Source organism: Rhodospirillaceae bacterium (assembly GCA_018660465.1).
Lineage (GTDB): Bacteria > Pseudomonadota > Alphaproteobacteria > Rhodospirillales > JABJKH01 > JABJKH01.
In genome coordinates this window covers 1-3,081 of sequence record JABJKH010000081.1, presented here as the reverse complement: position 1 = coordinate 3,081, position 3,081 = coordinate 1, and the positions used below count along the sequence as shown (strand labels likewise).

The following is a 3,081-nucleotide window of genomic DNA, read 5'->3' as shown; positions in this document are numbered from 1 at the left end:
CCATCGAGAGCGAGACGCGTGAGCCGATTTTTGGTCACTTTGAATTGAGCACCCGCATCGCGCACTTGAGTACGGAGTTCGCCCATTTCCGCCACCGTCAACCCGCTATAATGGGTAACGACAACGATAGACGTGTCCTCAAACACCTGATGCATCTGGGAGACCAAGTCTTCTTTTTCGGTTCGATCCACTGATCGTCTCCACTTCTTTGAATACGTGCCCTTATTCACCGAATAAGACACGCATCCGTTGGACGTTGGCTTCCCCGGACAATCCGGAGAAACCGGTTTTCCTGTCCAGCGCATCAGTTCAAGCCGTCATTTGGGTCCTGAAATCAGGTCCCGAATTACGGTTGTGCACTGTCTATGCAGGCGGGAAATTCCCCTTAAACCACCCTTTCGGGAAGCACCTACGGTCTCGGACAGGTCGAAGGCAGTTTCGCCACCTTCTACCCACCCCCTCTCAAACGATCGGGGGCAGAATTCTTTTAACGAACAGGCGGTTGGCCTAGTCCGCAATACTCAACTTCAAACCCGGGCCCATGGTTGAACTTACGCTAACGCGTTTCATGTAAGTTCCCTTGACGCCAGTGGGTTTGGCTTTGGCAATGGCATCGACAAACGTCTTAACGTTTTCAGCCAAGGCTTCTTCGGAAAAGCTCGCCTTGCCGACACCAGCATGGACGATACCCGTTTTTTCTGCGCGGAATTCGATCTGGCCGCCCTTGGCGTCCTCGACCGCTTTCTTCACATCAGGCGTCACCGTGCCCAGCTTAGGGTTCGGCATCAGGCCGCGCGGGCCAAGAACTTTACCCAGCCGACCCACAATAGCCATCATATCAGGCGTCGCGATGCAACGGTCGAAATCAATTTCGCCCTTGTTGATGATTTCCATCAAGTCCTCAGCACCGACAAGATCCGCACCTGCGGCGCGTGCTTCGTCCGCCTTGGCGTCCTTTGCAAACACAGCTACCCGAACCGATTTACCGGTTCCATGCGGTAACGAGATCATGCCCCGAACCATTTGGTCCGCGTGGCGAGGATCGATGCCGAGATTAATTGAAATATCAATGGTCTCGTCGAACTTTGCCGTCGCGTTACCTTTGATCAATTTTACTGCTTCATCGACCTCATATAACTTTTCGCGATCAATGAGTTCAGCAGCATTTTTATATCTTTTTCCAACATGTGCCATTGCGCTAACCCACCACTTCCAAGCCCATGGACTTGGCAGAGCCTGCGATCATTTTCGCGGCTTGATCCAAATCATGAGCATTTAAGTCAACCATCTTGGCTTCAGCTATTTCTCTACACTGAGCCATGGTCACACGACCGATGACTTCCTTGCCGGTTTCACCGGATCCCTTTGCCAACTTCGCGGCCTTTTTCAAGAAGAAGCTCGCCGGGGGCGTCTTGGTGATGAAGTCGAACGTGCGGTCCGCATACGCTGTAATAACGCAAGGGATCGGCATGCCTTGTTCCAAATTCTGGGTTTGCGCGTTAAACGCTTTGCAGAATTCCATAATGTTCAGACCAGCCTGACCCAGTGCAGGACCAATCGGCGGCGAAGGATTCGCCTGTCCTGCGGGCACTTGTAGCTTTATCTGACCCGTAACTTTTTTTGCCATTTCATTTCCTCAGTTTAAAAGTTTACTTCTGAGTGCGTGGTGCGGCCTATGGCAGGCCTCCCACACGGTTTCACCGGTTCCCAAATTAGGAAACCGGAATTCTTTAAAGTTTCTCGACCTGCGCGTACTCAAGCTCAACCGGCGTCGCGCGACCAAAGATCGAAACTGACACTTTAAGCCGCGCCCGATCTTCGTCCACATCTTCAACCAAGCCGTTAAACGAGTTGAAGGGGCCATCACATACACGAACTTGCTCACCAATTTCAAACGTAATCGCCAATTTAGGACGCTCGATCCCTTCCTGCACCTGATGCAGAATACGGTCGGCTTCTTTTTGCGAGACCGGGGTCGGGCGACTGCCTGAGCCCAAAAACCCTGTAACCTTCGGTGTATCTTTGACCAAGTGCCACGTCTCATCCGTCAGGTCCATCTTGGCCATAACATAGCCAGGAAAGAACTTTCTCTCACCCGCCACTTTGACGCCACGCCGCATTTCCACAACTTCTTCCACCGGAACCAAGACATGTTCGAACATGTCTTCCATGCCGCGTTGCTTGGCCTGCTCCTCAATGGATTGGGCAACCTTCTTCTCAAAACCCGAATAAACGTGGATAACGTACCAGCGAAGCGCCATTACGTTCAGCCTCCCAATCCAAAAATAAGCTTCACACCGCTCGACATGATGGTGTCGACCAACAAGAAGAACAGTGCTGACAAAATCACCATCACGAAGACCATGCCGGTAGAGACCATGCTCTCCTTGCGGGTCGGCCACGTGACCTTGGACCCCTCTTGACGGACTTCCTGAATAAACTGTGCTGGATTAACTTTTGCCATTTACCGTAAACCAATTACCTAATTAGGACTTTATAAATCGCGTTAAGAGGCAATTTCGCCTCCAAAATGGCCCAAAAAACATGGCCCAAAACTTGGCAGGGGCAGCAGGGTTCGAACCCGCGACCTGCGGTTTTGGAGACCGCCGCTCTACCAACTGAGCTATACCCCTAAAGAGCCCTTATTCTTCAATCGCCGAGACAACGCCGGCACCAACAGTGCGGCCACCTTCGCGAATTGCGAAGCGCAGACCATCATCCATCGCGATCGGTGCGATCAGATTAACCGTCATCGCAACGTTGTCGCCCGGCATCACCATTTCAGTGCCTTCAGGAAGTTCAACCGTGCCAGTGACGTCCGTTGTCCGAAAGTAAAACTGCGGACGATAGTTGGCAAAGAACGGCGTGTGACGCCCCCCCTCTTCCTTCGTCAGGATATAAGCTTCGCACTTGAACTTGGTGTGCGGCGTGATCGTGCCGGGAGCCGCCAAAACCTGGCCGCGCTCGACTTCTTCACGCTTGGTACCGCGTAGCAAGGCGCCGATGTTGTCGCCCGCTTCGCCCGTATCAAGCAATTTACGGAACATTTCAACACCCGTGCAGATCGTCTTCTGGGTCTCT

The 3,081-nt window shown here is 52.5% G+C and carries 6 protein-coding genes and 1 tRNA gene; all 7 read right to left on the bottom strand.

Annotated features, from left to right (window positions below; all coding sequences use genetic code 11):
* The coding region (gene rplJ / locus HOM51_12695; GenBank protein ID MBT5035362.1) for a 50S ribosomal protein L10 at positions 1-191 on the bottom strand (191 nt) is incomplete at its 3' end.
* Positions 192-507: 316 nt separating this feature from the next.
* Positions 508-1,194 carry a 50S ribosomal protein L1 gene (gene rplA / locus HOM51_12690; protein ID MBT5035361.1) on the bottom strand — a complete coding sequence of 229 codons (687 nt, stop codon included), beginning with the start codon at positions 1,192-1,194 and terminating at the stop codon, positions 508-510.
* A gap of 4 nt (positions 1,195-1,198) precedes the next feature.
* Positions 1,199-1,627, bottom strand: coding sequence for a 50S ribosomal protein L11 (gene rplK, locus HOM51_12685; protein ID MBT5035360.1), 429 nt, complete (start codon positions 1,625-1,627; stop codon positions 1,199-1,201).
* Between the two features lie 103 nt (positions 1,628-1,730).
* Positions 1,731-2,261 carry a transcription termination/antitermination protein NusG gene (gene nusG / locus HOM51_12680; GenBank protein MBT5035359.1) on the bottom strand — a complete coding sequence of 177 codons (531 nt, stop codon included), beginning with the start codon at positions 2,259-2,261 and terminating at the stop codon, positions 1,731-1,733.
* 5 nt (positions 2,262-2,266) lie between these two features.
* Positions 2,267-2,464 (bottom strand): preprotein translocase subunit SecE, encoded by a 198-nt coding sequence (gene secE / locus HOM51_12675; GenBank protein ID MBT5035358.1) that lies wholly within the window; start codon positions 2,462-2,464, stop codon positions 2,267-2,269.
* A gap of 93 nt (positions 2,465-2,557) precedes the next feature.
* Positions 2,558-2,633 (bottom strand) — tRNA-Trp (locus tag HOM51_12670).
* Positions 2,634-2,642: 9 nt separating this feature from the next.
* The coding region (tuf, locus tag HOM51_12665) for an elongation factor Tu (protein MBT5035357.1) at positions 2,643-3,081 on the bottom strand (439 nt) is incomplete at its 5' end.

Coding starts and splice junctions, on each gene's coding strand:
- rplA (MBT5035361.1), bottom strand. CDS start 1,194: ATGGCACATGTTGGAAAAAGATATAAAAATGCTGCTGAACTCATTGAT.
- rplK (MBT5035360.1), bottom strand. CDS start 1,627: ATGGCAAAAAAAGTTACGGGTCAGATAAAGCTACAAGTGCCCGCAGGA.
- nusG (MBT5035359.1), bottom strand. CDS start 2,261: ATGGCGCTTCGCTGGTACGTTATCCACGTTTATTCGGGTTTTGAGAAG.
- secE (MBT5035358.1), bottom strand. CDS start 2,464: ATGGCAAAAGTTAATCCAGCACAGTTTATTCAGGAAGTCCGTCAAGAG.